We start from the raw sequence: 2,706 nt of genomic DNA, 5'->3' as shown, positions 1-2,706 counted from the left end.
CCAGGCGCTGCTGGCCACGTACGGCCGGGAACGCGACGCGGGGCAGCCGCTGTGGCTGGGGTCGCTGAAGTCGAACATCGGACACAGCCAGGCCGCCGCAGGCGTCGCCGGCATCATCAAGATGGTGCAGGCCATGCGGCACGGGGCGCTGCCGCGCACCCTCCACGTCGACGCGCCGACACCGCACGTGGACTGGTCGGCAGGCGCGGTCCGGCTGCTCACCGAGGACACCCCGTGGCCGGAGACGGGCCGCCCCCGGCGGGCCGCGGTGTCGTCGTTCGGAGTCAGCGGCACCAACGCCCACACCATCCTCGAACAGCCCACCGAACCGGCCCCGGCCGCCGCACCCGCGCCGGTTCCGGCTGCCGCACCCGCCCTGCCCTGGCTGCTCTCCGCCCGCAGCGCGGACGCGCTGCGGGAGCAGGCGGCCCGGCTGCTCCAGCACGTGGAGCACGCCCCGACCCTCGCCGTCGCGGACCTGGGCCGCTCCCTGGCACTGAACCGCAGCGCCTTCGACCACCGGGCCGCCCTCACCGGCACGGACCGGGAGACCCTGCTCCAGGGGCTCACCGCCCTCGCCGCCGGGGAGCCGTCGGCGGACCTGGTGCGCGGTGTCACCGGCGCGGCCGCGAAGACGGCCTTCCTGTTCCCCGGCCAGGGCAGCCAGCGCACCGGCATGGGCGCCGAACTGTACGCGCGGTTCCCGGTCTTCGCCGACGCCTTCGACGCGGTCTGCGCGGAACTCGACCCGCTGCTCGACCGCCCGCTGAGGGAGGTGATCGACGCGGCTCCCGGCGACCCCGGCCACGGCCTGCTGGACCGCACCGAGTACACCCAGCCCGCCCTGTTCGCCCTCGGCGTCGCCCTGTTCCGCCTCGTCGAGCACTGGGGCGTGCGTCCCGACCGGCTGCTCGGCCACTCCGTGGGAGAGCTGGCCGCCGCCCATGTCGCCGGGGTGTTCGCCCTGCCCGACGCCGCGGCGCTGGTGGTCGCGCGGGGACGGCTGATGCAGGCCCTCCCGGAGGGCGGCGCGATGGCCGCCCTCGCCGCGGGGGAGGAGGAGGTGCTGCCGCTGCTCGCGGGCCGCGAGAGCGAGGTCGGCCTGGCCGCGGTCAACGGCCCGGCCTCGACCGTGATCTCCGGCGCCGCGGCGGCGGTGGACGAGATCGCCGCCGTGCTCGCCGCGCGCGGCCGCAAGACCCGACGGCTGCGGGTCTCCCACGCCTTCCACTCGCCCCTCATGGAGCCGATGCTCGCCGAGTTCCGCGAGGTCGCGGCCCGGATCGTCGCGGGGGAGCCCACCGTCCCCGTGGTCTCCGACCTGACGGGCGAGCCGGCCACCGCCGAGCAGCTCGCCTCGCCGGACTACTGGGTGGAGCACGTGCGCGGCACCGTCCGCTTCCAGGACGGCGTGCGGCACCTGGAACGCGACGGCGTGACCGCGTTCCTGGAGCTCGGGCCCGACGGCGCGCTCACCGCGATGGGCCAGGACTGCCTGACCGGTGACACCGGCGACACCGGCGGCCCCGTGCTGGTGCCCCTGCTGCGCAAGGACCGGCCCGAAGCACCCTCGGCGACGGCCGCCCTGGCCCGGCTGCACGTCACGGGCGTTCCCGTGGACTGGAGCGCCGTCCACGACGGCGGCCCGTCCCGCCCCGCCGTCGACCTGCCGACGTACGCCTTCCAGCGCGGCAGCTACTGGCTGGAGGGCGGCCCGGCCGCGGCCGGCCTGCCCGCGGCCGGACTGCTGACGGTCGACCACCCGCTGCTCGGCGCCGGAACGGAACTCGCGGACTCCGACGGCTTCCTCTTCACCGGCAGGTTCTCGGTCCGCAGCCACCCCTGGTTGGCCGACCACGGCGTCTACGACGGCGTGCTGTTCCCCGCCACCGCGTTCCTGGAACTCGCGGTCCGCGCGGGCGACCAGGTCGGCTGCGACCGGGTCGAGGAACTGACCCTGGAGGCACCGCTGGTGCTCCCGGCGGGCGGAGCCGTCGCACTCCAGCTCACCGTCGGGAGCCCGGACGCCGCCGGCACCCGCGCGCTGAGCGTCCACGCCCGGGCCGCCGGCGACGGTCCCGACGCGCCCTGGACCCGGCACGCGAGCGGCCTGCTCACCTCCGCCGGAGCCCCGGAGCCGCCGGACCCGGGCGACCCGGCGGACCCCGAGGCCTGGCCGCCGCCCGGAGCCGTCCCGCTCGACACGGACGGCCTGTACGACCGCTTCGCGGGCGGCGGATTCGCCTACGGCCCCGCGTTCCAGGGCCTGCGCGCGGCCTGGCGGCTCGGCGACGAGGTGTACGCCGTCGCGAGCCTGCCGGAGGAGCAGCAGCCGGACGCCGCCGCGTTCGGCCTGCACCCGGCCCTGCTGGACGCGGCCCTGCACGCGCTGGTGTTCGACGTCCTGGAGGGACCCGCGCAGGGCTGGCTGCCGTTCTCCTGGAACGGGGTGCGGCTGCACGCCTCCGGCGCCACCGAGCTCCGGCTGCGGCTGACCCCCACCGGCCGCGACGCCGTCGCCGTACGGGCGACCGACACCACCGGGCGGCCGGTGCTCTCGGCCCGCTCCCTCGTCCTGCGGCCCGTATCGGCCGACCGCTTCAAGGCCGGCCGCGCCGGACACCACGAGGACCTGTTCCGCCCCGAGTGGCAGGCCCTGCCCGAGCGCGCCGCGACGGCCACCGTCCCCGACCCGGAGTCCTGGAC

1 protein-coding gene is annotated in these 2,706 nt (G+C 77.1%); it reads left to right on the top strand.

What is annotated here, in order from left to right:
* A partial coding sequence (locus VR45_RS40740; protein ID WP_045945027.1) for a type I polyketide synthase occupies positions 1-2,706 on the top strand: 2,706 nt, incomplete at both ends.

Source organism: Streptomyces sp. NRRL S-495, from assembly GCF_000966955.1.
Taxonomy (GTDB): domain Bacteria; phylum Actinomycetota; class Actinomycetes; order Streptomycetales; family Streptomycetaceae; genus Kitasatospora; species Kitasatospora purpeofusca.
This window is presented reverse-complemented; position numbering and strand designations above follow the sequence as displayed.